Source organism: Bacillus cereus group sp. MYBK108-1, assembly GCF_051917185.1.
In the GTDB taxonomy this organism is placed as follows: Bacteria; Bacillota; Bacilli; order Bacillales; family Bacillaceae_G; genus Bacillus_A; species Bacillus_A cereus.
This window is the reverse complement of sequence record NZ_JBQAHZ010000003.1, coordinates 234,462-256,603: the sequence shown is the minus strand read 5'-3', so window position 1 is coordinate 256,603 and position 22,142 is coordinate 234,462. Positions and strand designations below refer to the sequence as shown.

Below are 22,142 nucleotides of genomic sequence, written 5' to 3'. Positions count from 1 at the left end.
TCAGTATAAGAAATCCCATCCTTTCAAAGGATGGGATGCTATTAAGAAAATATAAAACTAAGTACTGATACGAATAAAGCGAAACCTAAAATAGTTCCACATATTTTCATATGGCGCTTGCGTCCCATTACGACAATCGCAACATATTCACGGATCATTGCGTTAGGCCAGTAATAAAATGCAGTTTTTGATCCGATTCCTTGGCTATTAAGACCGGCTTGTCTTGCATATATACCAGCACGGAAAAGGTGGAAATTATTCGTTGTAAAAATACTTTTATATTTACCTTCTGGTTTTAAAGAATCCATAATTTCTTTAGAGAACAGCATATTTTGATATGTGTTTACAGAGCGATTTTCCTGGACTGTATGTTCAAGAGGAATTCCTTTTTCAACAGCGTAACTTTGCATCGCTTCCGCTTCTGGAAGACCTTCATCTGGACCTTGTCCACCAGAAAAAATAATTGTTGGTGGTGTATTAACAGCGGCTTGTTTCCAATAGAAGTCAATCGCTTTATTAATGCGGCTTGCAAGTAAAGGTGGTACTTTATCATTAATTAAGCCGCTACCAAGAACGATGATGAAATCTTGATTACGTCTTGGTCTGTTGAATTGGTATAAAAAATATGCACTTAAGAAGTTAGATAAGTGTATAAAGAAATATATGCTTATAAGAGAAATAGCTGCAAAAATAGGCTCTAAATGCGATGAAACCAAACTTGCTGGATTTATAATAGGGAGTAACATAAAGAATAACATCCCTAAAGCAGCAAGGAGTGTTAAACAGTTAGTGAACCGTCGTCCTTCTCGCTTCATTAAAATTCTAGCATTAAGAAATAGTCCAAACATTAAAGCAACAATACCGAAAGGAAGCATAATGAGAAGTGCTAAAAAAGGTAAAAATATAATGTAGCGTAGGACATCACTATCTGAGTTCAATGATACAATCACACAAAAAAGAAGGAAAAAACAGATAAAGGCATTAAATAAAAAGCCGTTTATTATTTTTCGCGGATCTTTTAAATACGAGATAAGAAAAATAATAAACAATATAAGAGGAATAATTCCGAAATACATCATAAATATAGTACACCTCAACTTGTATAAGAATTTGACATACCTTTTATATTACATGATTTTATAAGTGAAAATGAAAGAAAAAGGATTTTGAATTTTCTCAATAAAATATATAGATACGTATGTTACAATATATTCAAAGCGATATATTAAAAGTAAAATGGTTGAAAAGGCACTTAGTAGAGTGCTTTTTCTTTTTGTATGCAATTGTGCATATTATATTTTTTTTCAAATGAAGAGGATTACAATATAAGTTGTAGACAGACTTTATAAAGCAGAATTTCATACAAACATTTCCCTCTACTTTTTGTATCTAACAATCGTATAACAATAAATAATTCTGTTTTATAGTGTCTGTTTTTGAAAGGTGTCTTTTTTGAAGGCACCTTTTTTTATTAGTATAGATAGTTTACACTGTTAGCATAGTGTAAACTATCTATACTAAACATTTGCAATCTTCCGTATAAATATTATCAATTTACTATATATTCCAGTGGTGTTAACCTACATATGAAAGGCTTTCTTTTTCAAAATATTACCCCTAATAAAATTTTGAAGAAGTCAACTGTCTCCAAACTTGTCTTTATGCTTAAAGAAAAAGCACTCAATTTGAGTGCTTTTTCTTATTGAAACATGCTATTTTTCTAGGCGATTTTCATAAAATAAAAGTAAAGAAATGAAAGTGGGTGACAAAATGCCGGCAGTTGTGGAAGGTGTTATTATTGAAAACTGCAATGGAACAATTAATGTAGGTGACAAATATAACGTACAGCCGATTGAAAAGACGAAGGCTTATAATGGATCGGGATCATCAAATACAGGAATGAAAGTACAAACGTTTAGCGGGATTAGTACAGCTGATGTATGGGATAATGATGCGAATGATCAGGGGATACAGTTTACTTTATAGTACAGTATGTAAAATTGCATAAAATGATGAAGTTGCCCTATGATACAATCTAGCTGTGAGCTGTTAATGATTCTTCTGTAGTATAGTTGTTAGATTAGAAATATAACATCTTATCGAAAATCATACGTATAAAAAAAGACGCTTCAAATGAAGTGTCTTTTTTTACCTTAGTGATACCCTTTAGCAGAGTCTTTATGAATTTTATTTTTAAATATACTGTAGCTCCAAAGCTGATATCCAATAACGATTGGTACCATGACCATTGCAACGAAGAACATAATTTTTAAGTTTAGTTGACTACCGGCTGCGTTGTATAACGTTGTACTGTATGCATCGTTAATACGAGATGGTAACATTCTTGGGAACATACCTGCAAAGCCAGTTGTCATAAACATTGCGATTGTTAGGCAAACGAATGTGAAGGCAAGGCCAATTTTATGTTTGTACACCATAATTAGTGCGAGTACACTCATTAGCATTGCAAGTACTGGAAGAATGAATAGTACCGGATATTCCGTAAAGTTTTGGAATAAGTTTGTTCGATTAGCAGTCGCTACATAGAAAATAGCTAAAATGATAGCAGCTGCCATTGAAAACGGTCTTGCGATTTTATAAGCACGATCAGATACTTCACCAGTCGTTTTAATCATGACCCAAAGGGCACCGGATACGACAAATATAGCAGTGAAGAACAACCCTCCTAAAATACCGTAATGGTTTAGTAAGCTAAGTAAATTTCCTTCATAGCCATTTTTTCCGATTTGTAGTCCGTAATACAAGTTAGCAAATGTAACACCGAATAAAAAGGCGATTAAGAAACTGCCAATTGCAAATGCCCATTTACAAGTTTTTTGCCAAATTGGTGAATCATCTTTATGCATGAATTCCAGTCCAGCGGCACGAGCAAATAGTGCAAGTAATACTAAGAATAACGGTGTATATAAATAACTAAACATATTAGCATATGTGACTGGGAAGGCAGCAAATGTTGCGCCACCAGCTGTAATTAACCATACTTCATTACCGCCCCAGAACGGGCCAATTGCTTCTTGTAATTGATTTCGTTCTTGTCGGTCTTTCGTAACGAAGGGAAAAATCATTCCGTTACCAAGTGCATACCCGTCAAGAATGAAGTAAACTGTCCAAATCACGCCCCATAAACCGAACCAGATGATTGCAAGCATATCATGAGACATGAGCCACACCTCCCTCAGTAGCAGGTTCTTCTAATGCGGCAGGTCCTTTTTTCGCGAACTTCAGCATTAAGTATACGTCTGCGATTAAAAGTAAAGTGTAGAATAAAATTAAACTAATTAATGAGAACCAAATTTGCGGGACAGATATAGGCGATACAGATTCTGCTGTACGCATTAGTTTATATACTGTCCATGGTTGGCGACCTACTTCAGCGATAATCCATCCTGCGTTAATCGCAATATAAGGAAGTAAGACAGACCATATTGTAATTTTTAAATAACGTTTTGAGTTTTCTAGTTTTCCTTTTCGGTTTAAATAGAAGCCATACCAAGTTAATGCCATAAAGAACATACCGAGTGCAACCATTAAGCGGAAGCTATAATACACGAGGTTAACATTTGGACGTTCATCTTTCGGAATATCTTTTAAACCAACAATTTCGCCATCAAATGAATTTGTGTAGAAGAAGCTTCCGAGTTTTGGAATCGTAAGGAATTCAAAGTTCTTCTCATTTTTTACATCAGGAATTTGAACAATTGAGAAGCCTTGTCCTTTTCCAGTTTCCCAAACTGCTTCCATCGCAGCTCCTTTTGCGGGTTGATATTTAGCTGCTGATACACCAGATTGATGTCCCATAAACGGTGTAATTGTTGCGGCGAATAAGCCTAACATTAAGCCGAACTTAAATGATTTTTTGAAGAATTCAACTTCATTTTTACGTAATAAGTGATAGGCACTAATTGCCATAACGAAGAAAGCACCAACAATATAACAACCAACTACAGTATGGAAGAACATATTCCAAGCGTATGGATTCGTAACGAGTGCCCAGAAATCATTTAATTCAGCGCGGCCGTTACGTACTACGTAGCCAACAGGGTTTTGCATAAAGCCGTTTGCTGTAATAATCCAAAGGGCGGAAATATTTGTTCCAAGTGCAACCATCCACATACAGAAGGCACGAAACTTTGGTGAAATTTTGTCTTTACCGAATAACCATATTCCCATGAAAGTAGATTCTAAGAAGAAGGCAACAAGTGCTTCGATTGCGAGAGGTGATCCGAAAATATCTCCCATATATTTGGAGTACTCAGACCAGTTTGTTCCAAATTGGAATTCCATCGTAATCCCGGTTATAATCCCCATTACGAAATTAATTGTAAATAATTTACCCCAGAAATTTGCCATTTTGCGATATGTTGGATTCAATGTGCGGGCGTATTGAGTTTCCATACATGCTACTAAAATGACAAGTCCGATTGTCAAAGGTACAAATAAAAAGTGATAAAAAATAGTAATTGCAAATTGAAAACGACTCAGTAACAGAACGTCGGACATAATAAATATTCACTCCTTTTTTACATTATCTACAATCAGTTTATAGTGAAAATACGTTTAAAGTATGTGAAACTTGTTACAAAGGTGTGTGTATATTTTGAAAGAATTATGTCGATTATCTGAAAATATCTTATTTTTACTATAAAGCGATATCCTTTTTGAGTTTTTCATATTTTGGTACACTATATAAGTAATGTAAATGAGAGAAAAGAGGGTAACTAACTGTTACGATTTATTTAACCAATTATAACGAAAGTTAATTAAATATATCAGTAAGCCCTGCTAGTCAAGTAATTGGCTAGTAGTGAGGGTTAACTGCGGGCAATCCCTAAAGCTGATTGAACTACAACGTGGCTAGAAATAGCGAGCGTGAATGTTGCGAAAGCAGAAAAAATCAATCAGATCGTGCAAGGTTAAATCCTAAACACTAGAACAATGGGTCTTCCGCCTCGAATCATCTAAGTCAAAATTGATAGGATGAACGTTCAACGACTATCTCGTATAACTGACGAGAGTACATCACAAGCCTATGGTGATGGAAAAATCCTCTATCTCTAAAGAGATAAACATATAGTCTGCGCTCATGTGAAAACATGAGAAGTTCATAAGAGAACTGGCTAAGGAATTGCGCCCTTAGTTGAACGAGATAAATTTAATTAAATCTATCAAACCTCATTGAATGTACCAAACATATGTGCTATGTTAGGTTCAATGAGGTAAGAATAATAATGAAATTTTTACGAGTTAGTCAAGTATCAGAATTAACAGGTTTGCATCCGAGTAGTCTTACGAGAATGCTGGTGGAACACGCTACTATTCAGAGGAATCCATCTTTCATTATCTAAAAGGTGAGTGTCTGAATAATCGCACAGTAAAGGAGTAGGCTTCTGATGATATTGGCGAAGAAAGTTAGACTAATTCCAACGCCTGAACAAGAACAAGTGCTTAGAAATCATGCTGGTGCTGCAAGATTTGCTTATAACTATTGTAAAAGAATGAGTGATAGATACTATAAGCTATTTGGAAAATCTGTTTCACAGTTAGCTTTACAGAAACGATTTACAAAGATCAAGAAGCGAAAGAGATATGAGTGGTTAAAAGACATCAATGCACAAGTTCCTAAACAGGCTTCAAAAGATTTTGATACGGCGAGAAAAAATTCGTTCAAAAAGTACAAAAATGGTTCTCACACTTCTTATAAATCCAAAAAAGATTTAATCCAAGGATTTTATGCCAATTATGAAAGACTGGTTATAGGAAAGAAATTGGTTCATATTCAGTCCATTGGAGAAGTGAAAACAAGCCAACAACTACCAAGAAACAAAAAGCCATCCAATCCAAGAGTTACCTTTGATGGTCGTCACTGGTGGATGAGTGTAGGATTCCAAGAAGACTTTGAATTACAAGAACTAACGAACGAGTCGATTGGTGTGGATGTTGGATTAAAAGAGCTTTTTGTAGCTTCTAATGGTATGAAAGAACGAAATATAAACAAAGATGCTAAGGTTAAAAAACTTTTGAAAAGGAAAAAGTCAGCGCAAAGAGATATGTCTAGGAGATTTAAAAAAGGTGTGAAAATTCAATCCGCCGGATATGAAAAAGCGAAAGCTGAGCACCTGCGGTTATCTAGGAAAATTATGAATATCCGAAATAACCATATCCATCAAGCAACAGCTAGATTGGTGAAAACCAAACCAATGAGGATTGTTGTGGAAGACTTATCTATCTCAAACCTGTTAAAAAATAAAAAACTATCGAAAGCATTTTCCTTTCAAAAATTAAACTTCTTCTTTCAATGTTTATTATACAAGTGTGAGAAGTACGGCATTGCGTATGTAAAAGCTGATAAATGGTTCGCTTCAAGCAAGATTTGCTCATGTTGCGGCGTTAAATACGACCATTCAGTTCAACCAGAAGGACAGTGGAGTTTAAAGATTCGTGAATGGCGTTGTGCTTCATGCAATAGCTATCACGATAGGGATGTAAATGCTGCGATAAATTTATCAAGATGGGTAAAATAAATGCTTGATAATAGGAGGTAACGATACTGCCTCGTGTGGAGTGTTATACCCCTCGTCCCTTTGGGGCTGCGAGAACACGATGAAGCACTAACTTGTATAAATTTGATTGAATTGTATAGATTTAGTTAAGTTTATCGTATCGGTCCTTTACTATGAAGTCATTAGAAGAGATTTTGCAGTACAATGAGAAATTTGTTGAAGAGAAAAAATACGAAGAGTATGAAACAGGAAAATTCCCGAATAAAAAAATGGTAATTATCTCTTGTATGGATACTCGTCTTGTTGAATTATTACCAAAAGCAATGAATATGCGTAACGGTGATGTGAAAATTATTAAGGTAGCAGGAGCTGTTATCTCACATCCATTCGGAAGTATTATGCGTAGTATTTTAGTTGCTGTATATGAACTTGGTGCTGATGAAGTTTGTGTAGTTGGTCACCACGATTGCGGTATGGCAAAAATTCAGGCAAGCAGTACAATTGAGAAGATGAAAGAGCGCGGTATAACAAATGAGAAATTAGATACACTCCGTTATTCTGGAATCGATTTAGAAAGATTCCTACAAGGGTTCTCTAGTGTAGAAGAAAGTGTAGAACATAGCGTATCGATACTTCGCAACCATCCGTTACTTCCAGAAGAAGTACCTGTTCACGGTCTTGTTATCGATCCTGAAACAGGAAAATTAGATTTAGTTGTGAATGGTTACGACAATTAAGAATTTACTTTGTCATCCTTTTTATCTGGGACAGGATCAAATCCTCCCGGGTGGAAAGGGTGACATTTTAATATACGCTTACAAGTAAGCCAAAAACCTTTGAGTGCACCATGTTTTTGAAACGCCTCTAATCCGTAATGAGAACAAGTCGGATAAAAACGGCATGTTGGTGGTGTCATCGGAGAAATGAATTTTTGATAAAAGCGTATAATCCCAATAAAAATCTGTTTCATAACGGTCTCCTTTTCAGCATATTCTTAAAGTATTATAGCACGACTGTACATAATACTTTACTAATGTGCATTTCCGTTATATCATATTGGATATAACGGAATTAAATTAAAAGCGGGAGAGATGTTGTATGCCATCAGTAGAAAGCTTTGAATTAGATCATACGATTGTAAAGGCACCTTATGTAAGACATTGCGGAGTTCACAATGTAGGTAGTGACGGTATTGTAAATAAATTTGATATTCGTTTCTGCCAACCGAATAAACAAGCAATGAAACCAGATGTTATTCATACGTTAGAGCATTTATTAGCATTTAATTTACGTAAATATATTGATCGTTATCCGCATTTTGATATTATCGATATTTCACCGATGGGCTGCCAAACAGGATATTATCTTGTAGTAAGCGGAACACCGACAGTACGAGAAATCATTGATTTATTAGAACTAACATTAAAAGATGCGGTTCAAATTACAGAAATTCCAGCTGCAAATGAAACACAATGTGGTCAAGCGAAGCTTCACGACTTAGAAGGAGCACAACGCTTAATGAACTTCTGGTTAAGCCAAGATAAAGATGAACTTGAGAAAGTGTTTGGATAAAAAGGAAAACTGCCTGTGAAAGGGCAGTTTTTTTATTGTACTAAGAGCGAACATACTCTTCTTTTTTATGAAAATATATTAGATACTCCAACATATAAAACAAAGGCAGAACCGAGAAAATAAACAAATGCTTTTGCTTTTTCCCGTTTCTTCATTTCATCAATTCCAAAAAGGATAAACATAATACTTAAAAGGATAAACACGTAAGGTAAAAGAATAGTGAAGTTTGCAAAGAAGCTAAATAGGGCGAGAGAAAGAGCGATAGTGGCGATTATAATTTGAATGTTTTTTAACATGGAATCCCCCTTAAGTAGAAAGAAATAGTTACTGAGAGAAAATAATTATAAATGCTAAATTGATCGAAATTTTATTCTACATGTAGCGAAAGAGTTTGATATTAAAAAGAAGAATATGAGACTAGAAACGAAAAAATACGGGATACTCATTAATTCCTAGAAGAATAAAGGAACAACTGAGAATAAATTGTACGTATGGGAGAAGTGAAAAATTATCGGTAAAATGGACATAAGTGCTTAGAGTGAGTAAGAGAAGCATGAGAAATGCTAAAAAAATCCGTAATATAGTTAGAGTTAGCATTGTATAGCCCCCTTTAGACCATTTACTAGAATATTTCTGTGAAACCAATAAATAAAGCAGCGGCTCCTGCTAGTAGAGCGAGCACACTACCTCCTGTTTGCTGTTTTAATATTTCCTCTAAACTTATGGTGAGGGCCATACCTCCTAAAAAGATGAACATATAAGGGATTATTTCTCTATTACCAGTAAAAAATCCATAGATTGCTATAGACAAGGCAATAAGTGATAAAGTAATCCGTCCCCATTTTAGCATAAAAGACCTCCTCTATTTTATGTAGGTAATAATGAGAACAATCCAAATGAAAGCACCGGCAATAATACAAATAAGTCCAGTTGCTGATTCCCTTTTCTTTATTTGTTCAAATGCGATGAGAAACATTAAAGCCCCTAATAGAAATTGTGAAAGAGGTAAAGAATTATTTTGACCTGTATATAATCCAATTGCCGACATAACGATCACAGTGAGTGCTACTATGATGCGAAGTATACGAAGCATATTAGGAATTCTCCTTATTCTTTTTTGTATAAGGATTGTCTTCTAGTTTATCGACGGAATGTTTATAAGCATAGCCTTTATTAATTGTCATGACGGAGAGTACGAGGATGATTAGGACGATGATAATACCGATAATTAATATTTTGAACATAAAATCCCTCCTTTTCTTTATTTTACATAATTTTGTAATTGATGAAAACAATAGAAAATAAAAGGATGAAAGAAGGGTGTTACATGGAGACGAAAAAAACATATTATATATCAATAGGAAACGGTCAAATTTCACAAGTGAAGACGGCGGATACGTATAATTTTGAGATTTCCGCAAATGATGAGGAAATTACAGAATTAAGAGAGCACTTTGATCAAGCATATGTAGAAGATTTAGGGTCATTTGTACGCTCCCACGTTCCATTTGTTGAGTATCATCACGATTCAAATAATGACCGATATGATGAACAACTACAAAAAGCATATAAAATGATTTACGATTTAGGAAATCATGAGACGAAAGAATTAGTCGCACAAATGGGAATAATCAATGGATTGTAATTGGATAATATTATGCAGAAAAGCGAGAATATGCTACAATTTGTGGTAGGAAAAACTTGTAACCATCAATAGGGGAGTAATGGCATGTACAAATTTAAAGATTATTACCACAACACTGTACAATTATCGTTTGAACGTTATCCATTTTCTCCTGAGCCAAAGCATGTTTGGGTTGTATGCCGGTACGGGGATCAATGGTTATTAACGCATCATTTACGTCGCGGTCTTGAATTTCCAGGTGGTAAAGTAGAACTAGGAGAAACACCGGAAGAAGCGGCAGTTCGAGAGGTTCATGAAGAAACCGGCGGCATAGTTTCTGATTTAACTTACTTAGGACAATACAAAGTATCTGGAAAAGACAAAATAATCATTAAAAACATTTATTTTGCAACAATTAGTGCGGTAGAAGAACATACGCATTACGAAGAAACGAAAGGGTCTGTTTTATTAAAAGACATTCCTGACAACATTAAAACGAATAGAAAATTTAGCTTTATAATGCGCGATGACGTATTAGCGCGTACGATGAAACATATAGAAGAAATCGGCTGTTTTACGAAGTAAAGTAGCCGGTTTCTTTTTTTGTATGTAAGAATAAATGTAAATATATCTTTATATTATTTTGGGTATATTATACAATTTTGTAAAGATATATTTACATTTTAGGAGGGGGAAGATGGATAAAAGAAAAGAAACGACTGTTACTGTTTCGATGGTTAAATTAAACTTTTCTTTATTTTTTATAATAATTGCTTTGTCGTTTGGAATTGGTTATTTGCATATATTTCTTTCAGGTGGGGTTCAAGTTGAAGTTACATTATTAACGATGTTTCTTTTTATTATCGCAATGATTGTTCTCGTTTGTATTCATGAAGCGATACATTTAATTGGCTTTCGCTATATCGGAGGTGTTCCGTGGAGTGAACTAAAATGGGGCGTTAATTGGAAATTAGGTGTTGCATATGCTCATTCTAAACAGGCGGTTACAGTAAAGCAAATGAAGAAAGTGTTAATGCTTCCGTTTTTACCAACTGGAATTTTGCCAATTGTATTGGGATTAGCTATGAATCTGGAGCCACTCTCATTTTTAGGAATTCTACTAACAGCAGGGTGTATCGGCGACATTGCCTTATATCAAAAAGTTTCAAAGTTTCCAGATGATGCGCTAGTAAAAGATCATCCGAGTAAACCACAGTTTACAGTATATGAATAATAAAGAAAGAGGAGGCGTTTTTGAATAACTGCTCCCTCTTCCTTTATTATCACTTTTTGTCGGTAAATCGATATATTGTGAAAATCATTGATATAATTTAATTACTGTTATTGTGTTTTTATCTCCATCTCTAAAAACGAAAGCACCTCCAACAAATCATCTACGATACGTGAATGCTTAAAATTCCCCCAAAACGAATCTTTTTTCCAAACACCAAGAATCCCTACTTGTTCAGAACCAAGCACATCGTTTTCTGGATGATCTCCAACATAAAGACATTCTTCTGCCTTCACATCTAGTCTTTGCAAAGCACGTTCGAAAATTTCAGGGTGAGGTTTTTTAATTCCTTCAGCTTCTGAAACGAGAATGGTGTTTGTATACGTATGTATATGTAGTGCTCGAAGGTTGCTCATCTGAAATTCAGTAAAACCGTTTGTGATAATACCAATTTTAATGTTTCGCTGTTTTAACTGTTGAAGTAGTTCATGCGTGTTTTTGAAAGGAATACAATGATGTTGGAAGTTTGTAATATAGTCGTGTAGTAGTTGTTCTTGCGTTAAAGTAGTAATGTTGTATTCGGAAAGGAGAGTAGCATATACTTTATCCTTCCACGTATAGCCATTATTATCGAGTTCAAGAAATCGAGAACAATACTTTGATTTCTCTATGCTCTTCAAATGTGAGGAGAAGCGATTATATTGCTCACAAATAAATTGTTCTAAAGATTGGCGCCGATCTAATAGTGTTCCATCTAAGTCGAATAAGATTGCACGAATCATGGGAAGCCTCCTTGCAGTTTTTATAATTAATTATCGCATATTCGCAAAAAAATGATTATGATATTTTGTAGAATGGAATAATGGGGGATTGTATGAAGAAACTGTATGGCAAGTTAGTGTGTTGTATTATAGCAAGCAGTTTAGTTGCAGGATGCGAGAGTGCTATCGAGGTTACGAATGAAAAAGAAATTTGTAAAACAGAAGAAGAGTGCACGCAAATAGGAGATAAAACATTACAAAAAGTATATAAAAAGATAGAGGGACTTTCAGAACTTGAAAAAGTAGAGGATTATGACATAGAAGAGTATGAAAGTATGAATATGAAAGAGGCGGAACAGAAAAAAGAAGAGGATGACAATTACTTCTTTTTAGCTTCTTATTATATCGATGATGATGAAATTGTAGATCCTTATTTTGAGAAATTGGATCGTAAGAGATTGAATAAAGTTTTTGCAGATGACAAAGTAGCAAAAGATGATTTGTTAAGTCAGCGACAAGATAGAGAGTATCATGAAACCTTATGGGACATGTATCGCACTCTCGTCCCAGTGAAATATCGTGAGAATATAACAGGATTTGGTCTAATAACGGATGGTTATGATGGCGTTGTTGCCCATGTCATGCCAAGTATAGATGACCCGAGAGATTGGTTGCTTAGTTTAGACGTGCTTGATTCTGGGGTGAATATAGATGAAGTGATGAAAACATTAATTCATGAAACGGCTCACGTATTAACGATTGGACATAAACAAGTACCAGTGGATAGAAAGTATTTAGAGGCGTTTGATGAAGAGAAAGACATTTCATCATATCGAAATAAATGTAAAACGGTGTTCGTGAAAAATGGATGTGTGAGAAAAAGTTCGTATATTAACCAATTTTATAATGAATTTTGGAAACCAATTGAGCAAGAGTGGACAGAAAAGAAAGTAGAAGAAAGTGAAGAGGCACAAATTGAATTTTATAAAGAAAAGCATGATGATTTTGTATCGCTATATGGAACAACAAATGTAACGGAAGATATCGCAGATACATTTACAGCGTTCATTTTACAAGATTCAAAAAAGGTGAAAGAAGGTACAGAGTTAAAATATAAGAAAATTGCTTTCTTCTATCAGTTTCCTGAGCTTGTAAAAATGAGAGCGGAAGTGCTGTCGGGATTATATGATGTTTCAAAAACGATAGAACAACAAAGTGGAGACTAATGTGAGTTATGCTTTCGATATAGTTTCGTTAAAGAAAAGCGTGAAGAATTTTTAATTTTTTGCGTTTTTTCTTATGTTGATAAAATTGAAAATTCTGTATTTTTCTTAAAAAGAAGAAGGAACTGGAGGCACAAAAGAGAATTAGTATAAAAATGTCACAATTTAGACACAATTATAATGCGCGTGTTGTAGGGACTATAAGTTTACTCTCGAGGAGGTAATGAAACGTATGAAAACGATTCTTGCTGTTGCTGGTCTCATTTGGGTAATGTCTCACGGTTTTCCGATTTTTGAAGGGGAGCAAATTCGTAGTGCTTTGAATGAAAAGTTTAATGATTATCATGTGATAGATCGAAAAGATAATGTCGTTACAGTACGTGTGAAAGACTGTTTCCATACAGTTACGGTTGCGGATGGAAACATTACAAATGAAACGAAAATGTGTGATAAAAGGTAAAAGAAAGAAGCTGACTATAGCGCACTGTTTTGAGTCAGCTTCTTTTTCTTTTTCCAATTAGAATTTTTTCAAATGCTTCAACAAACACATACATAAGAGTTGCAAGAACACATGTGAGTAGTACGCTAAGTAAGACGAGTGTGAAGTTAAAGACTTGGAATCCGTAGCTAATTAAGTAGCCAAGTCCTTGTTTGGAAACGAGAAGTTCTCCGAAAATAACACCAACCCAGGATAAACCAACATTTACTTTTAACGTTGAGATAATTGCTGGAAAGGATGCAGGGAGAACGACTTGCTTATAACATTGCCATTTATTTGCACCAAATGTGTCCATCACTTTTATATAGTTAGAATCGACTTCTTGAAATGCACTGTAAATAACGAGAATGGTAATGATGATGGAAATGATTACTCCCATTGCGATAGAAGATGAAATGTTTGGACCGAAAATAACGATGATGATTGGACCGAGTGCAACTTTTGGCATTGCATTTAGGACGACGAGGTAAGGATCAAGTACGCGGGCTAGAAGTGGCATCCACCAAAGAAACGTGGCAATAATAGCACCGAGTACCGTTCCGAGAATGAAGCCTACTCCTGTTTCCAGCAATGTCGTCCATATGTGGACCCAAAGTGAACCGTCGATCCATTTCGTTAAGAAGAGATCCCAAATACTCGAAGGAGAACTAAAGAGTAAAGGATCGATCCATTCTTTTTTGCTAGCTATTTCCCATAGTGCAAAGAAAAGAATAAGTAGTAAAAGCTGTAGTGAGCGAGCAATCCAAGCACGCCTGCGTTCTTTCTTTCGAAATTGTTCATGTAGTTGTTTTATATTATCCAAGTCGTTCCAGCTCCTTCCATATATCTTGAAAGAGGGCTGGGAAATCGTAGTGATGGCGTGCTTCTAACGGTGATAAAGAACGTATACTTTCCGGGACGATAAAGGTTTTCGCGATTTTTCCAGGATTTGCTTGCAGTAAATAAATACGATCACTCATCGCAATCGCCTCTTCAATATCGTGAGTAACAAGTAGTGATGTTTTCTTATATTTATTTAGTAAGTTGAAAACGAGTTCTTCTAGTTTTAATTTCGTTTGATAATCGAGTGCGGAGAATGGTTCATCTAGTAATAAAATTTTCGGATCAGTTGCTAACGTTCGAACGAGAGCAGCACGTTGACGCATACCGCCGGATAGTTCACGAGGATATTGTCCTTCTACCCCATGTAGACCGACTTGCTTTAAAAGGTTTAAAGTATGTTCTTTCATTTGTTCATCATAAATCCTTCGAATATGAAGTCCAAGCATAATATTTTCTTCAATCGTTTTCCACGGGAATAAGTAATCTTGCTGCAACATATATCCCATAGATGATGTTTTCGTTGTAATTGGTTCACCATCTAAAAAGACAATACCATCAATTGGATCAAGTAATCCAGCAATGATTGAGAGGAGCGTTGTTTTACCGCAACCACTTGGGCCGAGTATAGAAATAAATTCGCCTTCTTCCACTTGTAAGCTCATATCTTCAAGAATAAGTTTGGCATTCTCTTTTGCAAAAAAGCAGTGAGAAACGTTACGTATTTGTAAAAAACTCATACACTTCGCCTCTATTTCTTAATAACGCTTTCGGCAATTTTTGTATTGACGAGCGCTTCATGTGGGACTTCTTTTTGTAATTCACCAGCGTCTTTCATAATCGTTTGGAGCTGTTTCCATTCTTCCGCATCTAGTAGTGGGTTTGTCGCATAAGAATGTTGCTTTTTATACCGTTCAATTACTTTTACTGTAATGTCTTTTGAAGTGTCTTTAAATAGCGGGGAAACAGCATCAGCAATCTCTTCTGGACTATGTGTATCAACCCATTGCTGTGCTTTATAGAGCGCACGTGTGAACTTTTCAGCAGCAGCTTTATCTTTCTTTAAGAAACTTTCTTTTGCCATGAATGTTGTATAAGGAACAGTACCAGATTCATTTCCGAATGAAGCGACGATATAACCTTTACCTTCTTTTTCGAATATGCTTGCAGTCGGTTCAAAGAGCTGGACAAACTCTCCAGTACCAGATGCGAAGGCATTTGCAATATTAGCAAATTCGATATTTTGAATTAAGTTCGTATCTTTACGAGGATCAATGCCATTTTTCTTTAAAACGTATTCCCCAACCATTTGCGGCATGCCGCCTTTACGCTGTCCTAAAAATGTAACACCTTTTACGTCATTCCAATTAAAAGAGTCTAGTTTTTTACGTGAAACTAAAAATGTCCCATCTGTTTGTGTAAGCTGTGCAAAGTTAATGACAGGGTCTTTCGCTCCTTGTTGATGAACGTAAATAGACGTTTCAGAACCGACGAGAGCAATATCAATTCCGCCAGATAATAGGGCGGTCATCGTTTTATCGCCACCAGCTGTTGTTTGTAGGTCAATATTTAGTCCTTCATCTTTAAAAAATCCTTTTTTAATCCCAACATATAATGGGGCATAGAAGAGAGAATGGGTAACTTCGCCGACGCGAATGTTTTGAGTTTGTTCTTTCGTACCTTCTTTTTTACTACTACAAGCAGCAAAAGTAAAAACAGCTAGTAACATGATGCAAAAAATCGCGATTAATTTTTTCACTATATAACACCTCCTAGAAGTCACTCTACAAGCATGATATGTAGGTAAGTGCCCATATGTGAGTGTAGATAGCAGGAATTTTTTTGGTGGTAAAGAAGTACAAATATAAGGGGTGATAAAATGGAGTACGAATACGATGATAGCGTACATTTACATCTTGATTATTTCGGGACAGAATGTGATATGGAATCGATTGCTTATAAGAGAAAGAATGAAGACGTATGGGATGTGTATTTTAATTTTGGAGTATACGGTATTCAGAAAGACGATGTAGAGTTAGGTAGGTTTATGGATGAATATGCCGGTTATTACGTTTTTTCTGTACATGCTCGCGATCTTAGTTGGGAATTTGGAAGTGCCCAGTTTGAAGAGTGGGTTTTGAAAAATCGGATAGTAGAAAAAACGCTACAAAAATAGGAGGAATTTTGTGATTGGATTTCTCATCTTATTATTTATTTTGTGGCCGGATTTTTTATTATGCAAATGCTTATTTACCGATTTGCAAAGAAAAACATCCATAAATATACAAAAATAAAATGGTTTCATATGTGGCTACATATGAATATGAAAAAATGCCCGAGATTAGATTTTTTTGATTTTGTAGTTACAGTACTCGTATGTATCGTATGGAAAATATGGCTGCTTCCTTTTATATAATACACATGCTAATCATCTTCTCTTTTATCATAAAATAACGAAAAGAACCTGTCTTGTGGCGGGTTCTTTTCGTTATAGTAATAGTTGTAAAAAACTTGCATTTATACATAAAACAGTGAGTAGTGTTGTGAAAGATATTTTGACAAATACAGAAACACATACATACGGAATTAAAGTGTAATTACAGAATGGACAAATTGGCCGTGTGTAAAGTGTGGGGAATAAGAAAGAGGTCGTCCAACGGTGGACGACCTCTTTCTTATTATGCTTGGTTAGTGCGGAAGAATGGAAGTTTCTGCACAATGTGAATTAATCCGTATGCAAGAATTAAGCACATAAGAGGATTAATGAAAAATCCATAGCGATTAATTGCTAAGAATAAGTTTGAGAAGATAATGTAAATAATAGAACTTGCTACTAGCATCATAACGCGTTTATGTTTAAATGAATTTAGCATGAAGCAGAAGCTGCTCAAGAATGTACCGATGATAAACACTCTATGACATAGTTGCATAAAGTTGTGAATACGGTATTGGTCTACAGCAGGAGCTGTTTTGAATAATTCAATTGTTTTACCGACAGTGAACCAAGAGAACCAATAAGTGAAGTCCGTCTTAAATCCGTTCTTGATTAATTCTTTTGCGTATGCACCTTTGTCATCTAAGCCTTTAGCTCTCATTTCATTTACTATATTTTCATATCCAATTTTATTAAATGGATCTGCACCGGCAATTAGTGGATCTGCACCTTGGGTTGAGAATAAAATAAATTGGTTGAGTGCTAAGTAGTTACGAACAACCCATGCGCCAATAATAAAGAAAGGTCCGATAAACCATAACAATCCGATTCGAATGGAGTCTTTAAATCCATATGTAAATAACACAACAAGAACAGGAATGAGCATCATTGGAGCTGGATTTGGACGGAACATAAGTAAAAGTGAAACGACAATTCCAAACCATATATGGAATTTCACTTTATTGTATTTCCATGCGAGAACAAATACATATACACATAACGCCAATAAGAATATGGATGGAACTTCTGTTAGCAATGTACGGAAGTATGTATAGTTACTTGGATAAATAGCATATAAAATACTTGCAACAATTCCATAAATGTTTTTTTCGAACAATTCTTTTCCTATTAAGAATACTAATAGCACTGTGCAAAGGTTCATGATCATGTTAATAACAGTTGCTACGTAATAGTAAGGAATTGATGTAATATCAGAAATAATCATAGCTCCAGCTAATAGTAATGGCTGACCTGGTGTAATATATGCATTTTTTCCTGGAACTTCACTAGGTTCTAAATACACATAACCAAATACACCATGTTTTAATAGTTGTTCAGCTGTTAACGAATAGTTAAAGGCATCATTTGCACCATATGTTACTTTGACTAACTCTCCATCTAATCCTGGCTGTTTTACTAAACAAAAAACGTGCAACAGGAAAGAAAGCGCCAAAATTACATATACCGCTTTAGGCAAACTCTTAAACTTAGTAAGCAAAAATGAGCAACTCCTTTTTTATTAATTCTTTCGTATTTTTATGTGAAATCTTTAATAGTATTAAGGATTTCCAAAACATAGTTATTATATCATAAAGTGGAATGCTGAAATTAAGTTTTTCAAGAATGAGTAATTTGTATGCCACAATTTAACTGTTGATTAAGGGAATATTAAGACAATACATTTATGATAGAAACAAGTATGCAGACGAAATATGTAATATATGTTATTTTAATAGAAATAGTTCTTTCGATGCGGGGGAAATTAAGACATAGAAACGAGGGAATGAATTGAAGTATGGTTCTACACTTTTTCATCTTCCAAAAAGAAATATATTAATTTCTAGCATTATAAGTAGTATGGTGACTTTATTAGTAATAACTATGCTGTTTATGATTTTAAAGGTTTTCAATTTAGACATGATGAAAGATCATTTAAATCAAAAGCTTGTTTTAAGTGTTATGATGATTTTCGTATGGGGCATAACGTTTTATATTACGCATTTCAATAAAAAAGAGATGTCTATACTTAGAGCATCCCTACGAGTGCATTTTATATTATTTTTGCTAGCTCATACAGTAGCGTTATTTTATATTGTCATGCAAGTTAATATGAGTTTCATAGAGGCAATGAATTGGATTTACTTTTATAATATGCAGTTTATATTAAGTTTTGTAGTAATTTATGCAATATATATTCTTGTATATAATTTAATAGGTAAGGTTTTTCTAAGTATGGTTTTAACGAGCTGTACGTTAGTCATTTTATGTATTGTGAATTATTTGAAGCTTATTTTCAGAGGTGATCCGTTATATCCTTCTGATTTTACACAAATTACGCATATGCAATCTGTTATACCGATGGTGATGGACTATTTTAGTTGGAGTTATATTTTTGTCATTATCTTAAGTATCGTAGCTTGTATTGTAGCAGGGATATATATGAGAAGGTATATTCAAAATGTAAAGATTCATCTAGGAATAAGAGCCTTATTAGTAGTAGGGTCTATTTTTGTTCTATATGCGTATGGTAATTTTGCGAATACATTTATGAATAAAGTATTTCAAAAATCAGGTGTAGATTTTGTTTTGTGGAATCAAAATGAGAACTATGCTTCAAATGGTTTTGTACTTGGGTTTATTAGCAATTTAGATACAACAGTTATGGAAAAACCAAAAAATTATTCTAAAGAAAATATGCTTCAAATAGCAAACGATATAAACAAACAATATAGTGGAAATATAGGGAGCCAAAAGAAAAAAGAGAAACCGAATATTATTTTTGTAATGAGTGAATCGTTTTGGGATCCGACGAAAGTAACTAACCTTTCTTTTAGTGAAGATCCTGTACCAAATTTACATCATTATATAGAAAACTTTCCTGGTGGACAAACTATTTCTCCTACATTTGGGGGAAATACGGCGAACGTTGAATTTGAGGCATTAACAAGTTATTCAATGAGTTTGTTAAAGCCAGGTTCTATACCATATCAGCAGGTTATTACAAATAAGAAAGAAATTCCATCAATCCCTACAGCGTTGAAAAAAGAAGGTTATTATACAAGTGCAATTCATTCATTTGGTCGCACATTCTTTAAACGTGACGATGTATATAAGGTGTTAGGATTTGATAAGTTTAATGCAGAGGACACGATGGAAAATGTGGATATTGATGGAGATTATATTAGTGATTTAGCGATGAGTAAAGAGATAATTGCTGAGTTAGAGAAGCAAAAACAACCTACATTTATTCATGCAGTTACGATGCAAAATCATTTTCCATTTACAGAGGGCCGATTTGGTGAAAACCTAATCGAAATTAGCGGTCTAGAAAATGAAGAATCAAAGGGAGAATTAGAGACGTATACAGAAGGATTAAGACGTTCAGATGAGGCTCTTCAATATTTAATAGAGCAACTAGATAATTTTGATAGACCTACATTATTAGTATTCTTTGGAGATCATCTTCCATCATTAGGAACAAATAAATCTTTTTATAAAGAAAATGGGTATATAACGAATGAAAAAACACCGAGCGAACGTTTAGCCATGGCGCAAACACCGCTATTAATGTATGCAAACTTTGATATGCCAAATGATAATTTAGGTTTAGTAAGCCCAATTCATTTTTCTAATCTTATTTTTGATTATGCAGGATTAAATAAATCCTTATTTTATCAATTTTTATCGGAATTTTACAAGGAAATACCAGTGCTTAGAGATGAATTAAAAGTTGATAAAAATGGAGAAGTAATCAATGATTTAACAAAGAAACAAAAAGAAATGTTAGAGCAATATAAAATGCTCCAATATGATTTACTCGTCGGAAATCAATATAGTAAAGATATCCTCTTTAAATAAAAGAAACAAAAAGAACTTGTATAACGATACAAGTTCTTTTTTCATAGTATTTAACGGGGTAACCAGACAAGCTGGGTTTAGGGAGTATTACCTGTACATTTAGTATATATGAAAATGTAATCGTTTTATTTGTGTATTTGTGAGAAATATGTGAATTTTATGTTTTGTGAAAAATCGATTATATTAACTTTCGTTCTTGTATTGCAGTTGTTATGCATGTAAAAATTTTATCAGTTCTTTATTTAATTCATCCGCTTGATCGATTGGTGAACCATGACCACTATTTGTAAGAGCATGTAACTGAGAATTTTTAATTCGTTGTTGCGTAAGCTCAGCACTTTTGTAAGGAATTAGTTGGTCGTGAACGCCGTGGAAGATTTTTGTTGGGACGTTAATTTTATTTAAATCTTTCGTTACATCTTCATTTGCAGCTGCTTGTAAAATTTTTATAAGGGCATAAGAAGCGGACTGCATACCGAGATAAGAAAACCATTCAAGGGTTGCAGCCCCTAAGTTTCTATTAAAAAAGGATAAAGATACATCATTTAAAAATTTTGGTAAATTAGCATACATTTGATTAATGAGAGCATCTGCTTGTTCTTTCGGTACACCGTAAGGGGACTCTTGATTTTTAACGAAAGAGGGGGAGACAGCGTCAATTAATGCGAGCTTAGAAATGCGGCGCCCATTATAGCGAGACATATAGCGAATAGAAAGAGCACCACCAACTGAGAAACCGACTAATGTAGCGTTCTCTACTTGAAGTGCTTCCAGAACAATTGCGATATCATCGGCTAATCGATCATACGTGTAACCAGTCCATGGCTTATCAGATTGTCCATTCCCTCGTATATCCATGGCGATACAGCGAAAGCCATGCTCAGGTAAAACATTGAGTTGATATTGGTACATTTGATGATTTAAAGGCCATCCGTGAACGAAGAAAACAGTCTTACTACCTGGACCAGGATTAACGTCTTGCACAAAAATATGCACATCTTTCTCGACAGTAACAAACATAAATTTCCCCCTGTTTTATGAATATGCTCTATCCCAAAAGCGTTGTTTTGTCATAGCTTTAATAAATTCATTTGCTAGCCTCGTAGGGTCTTGTTCTATTAGAACACCAGGCTTTCCTTGGATATTTAAAGATTGAATAATAGAAGAGCCGTTTTGGAAGGAGCCAATCGGCTTAAAGTGATTATATGATTCTACGACAAATGAACTTGCTTTGTTAAGAAAATGATCATCCATCTCTCCGCCGATAAGAAGTAATCCATCATAAAGGAGTGGTGAGCCTGTTAAGAAAGTATCATTTACTTCCCACTGTCCATTTGGCGTTCCCTGCACTATGCCTAATCGTTCTGAAACGATCACTGGCAGTTCAAGAGTTTTCATCGTTTGAAATTTTAATACCTGTATTTGTTGTCATCTCCTTTCCTTCATTTTCACGCATGAAAGATTGGAGTTGTTCGGTCTTTTTATTTTTTTTGCCATCCATAAAAAACACCTCCCATAATATACGTATTATTGTTTATGTTTTTTATGCTTGTATATAGCATGAAGATATTGCATAGTTGGCATGATTTTCCTCAAATGT

General features: G+C 34.6%; 26 protein-coding genes and 3 pseudogenes. 13 read left to right on the top strand and 16 right to left on the bottom strand.

From position 1 onward, the window contains the following. Nucleotides 1–41: 41 nt before the first annotated feature. On the bottom strand, nt 42–1,079 hold the full coding sequence (locus ACTFSL_RS07730; protein WP_000990094.1) for a YdcF family protein: 1,038 nt from the start codon (nt 1,077–1,079) through the stop codon (nt 42–44). Nucleotides 1,080–1,752: 673 nt separating this feature from the next. On the opposite strand from ACTFSL_RS07730, the gene ACTFSL_RS07725 reads away from it, so the two are divergent. Beyond that, nucleotides 1,753–1,986 carry a spore germination protein gene (locus ACTFSL_RS07725; RefSeq protein WP_002001299.1) on the top strand — a complete coding sequence of 78 codons (234 nt, stop codon included), beginning with the start codon at nt 1,753–1,755 and terminating at the stop codon, nt 1,984–1,986. A 167-nt stretch (nt 1,987–2,153) separates the two neighbouring features. Here ACTFSL_RS07725 and cydB read toward each other — a convergent pair whose 3' ends face one another. Both cydB and cydA read right to left on the bottom strand, forming a co-directional pair. After that, nucleotides 2,154–3,182 carry a cytochrome d ubiquinol oxidase subunit II gene (cydB, locus tag ACTFSL_RS07720; protein WP_000017662.1) on the bottom strand — a complete coding sequence of 343 codons (1,029 nt, stop codon included), beginning with the start codon at nt 3,180–3,182 and terminating at the stop codon, nt 2,154–2,156. Then, the gene (gene cydA, locus ACTFSL_RS07715) at nt 3,172–4,521 is read right to left on the bottom strand and encodes a cytochrome ubiquinol oxidase subunit I (RefSeq protein WP_440041457.1); all 1,350 of its coding nucleotides are present in this window, start codon (nt 4,519–4,521) and stop codon (nt 3,172–3,174) included. Before cydA ends, cydB begins: the two co-directional genes overlap by 11 nt. An 890-nt stretch (nt 4,522–5,411) precedes the next feature. Here cydA and ACTFSL_RS07710 point away from each other — a divergent pair. Next, nucleotides 5,412–6,542 (top strand): RNA-guided endonuclease InsQ/TnpB family protein, encoded by a 1,131-nt coding sequence (locus ACTFSL_RS07710; protein WP_088338495.1) that lies wholly within the window; start codon nt 5,412–5,414, stop codon nt 6,540–6,542. A 152-nt stretch (nt 6,543–6,694) separates the two neighbouring features. Then, complete coding sequence (locus tag ACTFSL_RS07705) at nt 6,695–7,258, top strand: beta-class carbonic anhydrase (RefSeq protein ID WP_000838169.1); 564 nt, start codon at nt 6,695–6,697, stop codon at nt 7,256–7,258. On the opposite strand, the gene yidD is transcribed toward ACTFSL_RS07705, so the two are convergent. Next, a complete protein-coding gene (gene yidD / locus ACTFSL_RS07700; protein WP_000809334.1) occupies nt 7,255–7,491 on the bottom strand; it encodes a membrane protein insertion efficiency factor YidD in 237 nt (78 codons plus the stop codon). The two genes, ACTFSL_RS07705 and yidD, sit on opposite strands and share 4 nt — an antisense overlap. 128 nt (nt 7,492–7,619) lie before the next feature. Between yidD and luxS the strand changes: the two genes are divergently transcribed. Continuing rightward, the gene (gene luxS, locus ACTFSL_RS07695) at nt 7,620–8,093 is read left to right on the top strand and encodes an S-ribosylhomocysteine lyase LuxS (protein WP_001141371.1); all 474 of its coding nucleotides are present in this window, start codon (nt 7,620–7,622) and stop codon (nt 8,091–8,093) included. Nucleotides 8,094–8,158: 65 nt separating this feature from the next. On the opposite strand, the gene ACTFSL_RS07690 is transcribed toward luxS, so the two are convergent. The 4 genes from ACTFSL_RS07690 to ytzI form a co-directional block, all read right to left on the bottom strand. Further along, nucleotides 8,159–8,389 (bottom strand): YczI family protein, encoded by a 231-nt coding sequence (locus ACTFSL_RS07690; protein ID WP_000916668.1) that lies wholly within the window; start codon nt 8,387–8,389, stop codon nt 8,159–8,161. A 326-nt stretch (nt 8,390–8,715) separates the two neighbouring features. Beyond that, nucleotides 8,716–8,943 carry a DUF3953 domain-containing protein gene (locus ACTFSL_RS07685; RefSeq protein WP_000922253.1) on the bottom strand — a complete coding sequence of 76 codons (228 nt, stop codon included), beginning with the start codon at nt 8,941–8,943 and terminating at the stop codon, nt 8,716–8,718. 12 nt (nt 8,944–8,955) lie between these two features. Further along, the gene (locus ACTFSL_RS07680) at nt 8,956–9,186 is read right to left on the bottom strand and encodes a DUF3953 domain-containing protein (protein ID WP_000944458.1); all 231 of its coding nucleotides are present in this window, start codon (nt 9,184–9,186) and stop codon (nt 8,956–8,958) included. Nucleotide 9,187: 1 nt separating this feature from the next. After that, a complete protein-coding gene (gene ytzI, locus ACTFSL_RS07675) occupies nt 9,188–9,337 on the bottom strand; it encodes a YtzI protein (RefSeq protein ID WP_000472794.1) in 150 nt (49 codons plus the stop codon). An 83-nt stretch (nt 9,338–9,420) separates the two neighbouring features. Here ytzI and ACTFSL_RS07670 point away from each other — a divergent pair, with 83 nt between their 5' ends. The 3 genes from ACTFSL_RS07670 (at nt 9,421) to ACTFSL_RS07660 (ending at nt 10,951) form a co-directional block, all read left to right on the top strand. Next, complete coding sequence (locus ACTFSL_RS07670) at nt 9,421–9,738, top strand: hypothetical protein (RefSeq protein ID WP_000448409.1); 318 nt, start codon at nt 9,421–9,423, stop codon at nt 9,736–9,738. Nucleotides 9,739–9,822: 84 nt separating this feature from the next. Then, the gene (gene mutTA, locus ACTFSL_RS07665) at nt 9,823–10,302 is read left to right on the top strand and encodes an antimutator 8-oxo-(dGTP/GTP)ase (RefSeq protein WP_000276385.1); all 480 of its coding nucleotides are present in this window, start codon (nt 9,823–9,825) and stop codon (nt 10,300–10,302) included. Nucleotides 10,303–10,414: 112 nt separating this feature from the next. Beyond that, complete coding sequence (locus tag ACTFSL_RS07660) at nt 10,415–10,951, top strand: DUF3267 domain-containing protein (RefSeq protein WP_000361287.1); 537 nt, start codon at nt 10,415–10,417, stop codon at nt 10,949–10,951. A 107-nt stretch (nt 10,952–11,058) separates the two neighbouring features. Here the strand turns inward: ACTFSL_RS07660 and ACTFSL_RS07655 are convergent, their stop codons facing one another. Next, nucleotides 11,059–11,730, bottom strand: coding sequence for an HAD family hydrolase (locus ACTFSL_RS07655; protein ID WP_088338493.1), 672 nt, complete (start codon nt 11,728–11,730; stop codon nt 11,059–11,061). Nucleotides 11,731–11,822: 92 nt separating this feature from the next. On the opposite strand from ACTFSL_RS07655, the gene ACTFSL_RS07650 reads away from it, so the two are divergent. Then, nucleotides 11,823–12,935: a recombinase family protein gene (locus ACTFSL_RS07650; protein ID WP_119684036.1), complete on the top strand. Its 1,113-nt coding sequence runs from the start codon at nt 11,823–11,825 to the stop codon at nt 12,933–12,935. A gap of 229 nt (nt 12,936–13,164) precedes the next feature. Beyond that, a complete protein-coding gene (locus ACTFSL_RS07645; RefSeq protein WP_000849112.1) occupies nt 13,165–13,392 on the top strand; it encodes a hypothetical protein in 228 nt (75 codons plus the stop codon). 34 nt (nt 13,393–13,426) lie between these two features. Here ACTFSL_RS07645 and ACTFSL_RS07640 read toward each other — a convergent pair whose 3' ends face one another. Genes ACTFSL_RS07640 through ACTFSL_RS07630 form a run of 3 tightly spaced genes read right to left on the bottom strand, consistent with a single transcriptional unit; the run spans nt 13,427 to nt 16,009 of the window. Further along, entirely contained in the window at nt 13,427–14,233 is an 807-nt protein-coding gene (locus ACTFSL_RS07640) for an ABC transporter permease (protein ID WP_000368771.1), read from the bottom strand. After that, on the bottom strand, nt 14,226–14,990 hold the full coding sequence (locus ACTFSL_RS07635; RefSeq protein WP_000009035.1) for an ABC transporter ATP-binding protein: 765 nt from the start codon (nt 14,988–14,990) through the stop codon (nt 14,226–14,228). Before ACTFSL_RS07635 ends, ACTFSL_RS07640 begins: the two co-directional genes overlap by 8 nt. An 11-nt stretch (nt 14,991–15,001) precedes the next feature. Beyond that, nucleotides 15,002–16,009 carry an ABC transporter substrate-binding protein gene (locus tag ACTFSL_RS07630; RefSeq protein WP_119684034.1) on the bottom strand — a complete coding sequence of 336 codons (1,008 nt, stop codon included), beginning with the start codon at nt 16,007–16,009 and terminating at the stop codon, nt 15,002–15,004. A 120-nt stretch (nt 16,010–16,129) separates the two neighbouring features. Between ACTFSL_RS07630 and ACTFSL_RS07625 the strand changes: the two genes are divergently transcribed. The 3 genes and pseudogenes from ACTFSL_RS07625 to ACTFSL_RS07615 all read left to right on the top strand — a co-directional run. Then, a complete protein-coding gene (locus tag ACTFSL_RS07625) occupies nt 16,130–16,426 on the top strand; it encodes a DUF3986 family protein (protein WP_000455580.1) in 297 nt (98 codons plus the stop codon). Nucleotides 16,427–16,436: 10 nt separating this feature from the next. Further along, nucleotides 16,437–16,666, top strand: a pseudogene (locus ACTFSL_RS07620) (hypothetical protein). Between the two features lie 109 nt (nt 16,667–16,775). Continuing rightward, a pseudogene (locus ACTFSL_RS07615) lies at nt 16,776–16,847 on the top strand (DUF2196 domain-containing protein); the annotation flags it as partial. A gap of 81 nt (nt 16,848–16,928) precedes the next feature. Here the strand turns inward: ACTFSL_RS07615 and ACTFSL_RS07610 are convergent. Continuing rightward, nucleotides 16,929–18,182 (bottom strand): glycosyltransferase family 39 protein, encoded by a 1,254-nt coding sequence (locus ACTFSL_RS07610; RefSeq protein WP_440041455.1) that lies wholly within the window; start codon nt 18,180–18,182, stop codon nt 16,929–16,931. Between the two features lie 290 nt (nt 18,183–18,472). On the opposite strand from ACTFSL_RS07610, the gene ACTFSL_RS07605 reads away from it, so the two are divergent. Continuing rightward, nucleotides 18,473–20,542 carry an LTA synthase family protein gene (locus tag ACTFSL_RS07605; RefSeq protein WP_088338490.1) on the top strand — a complete coding sequence of 690 codons (2,070 nt, stop codon included), beginning with the start codon at nt 18,473–18,475 and terminating at the stop codon, nt 20,540–20,542. 210 nt (nt 20,543–20,752) lie between these two features. Here ACTFSL_RS07605 and ACTFSL_RS07600 read toward each other — a convergent pair whose 3' ends face one another. The 3 genes and pseudogenes from ACTFSL_RS07600 to ACTFSL_RS07590 form a co-directional block, all read right to left on the bottom strand. Further along, nucleotides 20,753–21,562, bottom strand: coding sequence for an alpha/beta fold hydrolase (locus ACTFSL_RS07600; protein ID WP_000498278.1), 810 nt, complete (start codon nt 21,560–21,562; stop codon nt 20,753–20,755). Nucleotides 21,563–21,577: 15 nt separating this feature from the next. Then, a pseudogene (locus tag ACTFSL_RS07595) lies at nt 21,578–21,922 on the bottom strand (catalase); the annotation flags it as partial. A gap of 4 nt (nt 21,923–21,926) precedes the next feature. Beyond that, the gene (locus tag ACTFSL_RS07590; RefSeq protein WP_002182974.1) at nt 21,927–22,043 is read right to left on the bottom strand and encodes a hypothetical protein; all 117 of its coding nucleotides are present in this window, start codon (nt 22,041–22,043) and stop codon (nt 21,927–21,929) included. Between the last annotated feature and the right edge of the window lie 99 nt (nt 22,044–22,142).